This is a genomic window from Amycolatopsis echigonensis (genome assembly GCF_014174495.1).
Classification (GTDB): Bacteria; Actinomycetota; Actinomycetes; order Mycobacteriales; family Pseudonocardiaceae; genus Amycolatopsis; species Amycolatopsis echigonensis.
On the sequence record NZ_JACJHR010000293.1, the window covers coordinates 1 to 314 of the forward strand.

A 314-nucleotide genomic window follows, 5' to 3' on the forward strand; every position below is an offset into this window, starting at 1 on the left:
TGCCTGGACGGTGACCACGCTGGGGCTGACCCGGTCGACCACGTCGGCGTACCCGGCCCCTGGCCCCGCGGGGGCCGGGGTGGTGGTGGTGGCGTTCGGCTGGGCGGGATTGCTCGATCCGGTCGTGCAGGCTGACAGCGCAATGGCCGCCGCCGCGACTGCACCGCAGATCCGCGCCGTTCGAGGGCTAACTGTGCTGTTCATCGCGCGAGGCTCCTCATCGTGGGGGCCAGTGCACCCGCCCAACTCGACCGGGGCGCGGGGCGCGCTGGACCCGACGGGCCGGCCGCTACCTGGCTGGCTAGCTGCCGCAG

1 pseudogene is annotated in these 314 nt (G+C 74.2%); it reads right to left on the reverse strand.

The features are described from left to right. Nucleotides 1-204, reverse strand: a pseudogene (locus H5411_RS46830) (signal protein PDZ); the annotation flags it as partial. Between the last annotated feature and the right edge of the window lie 110 nt (nt 205-314).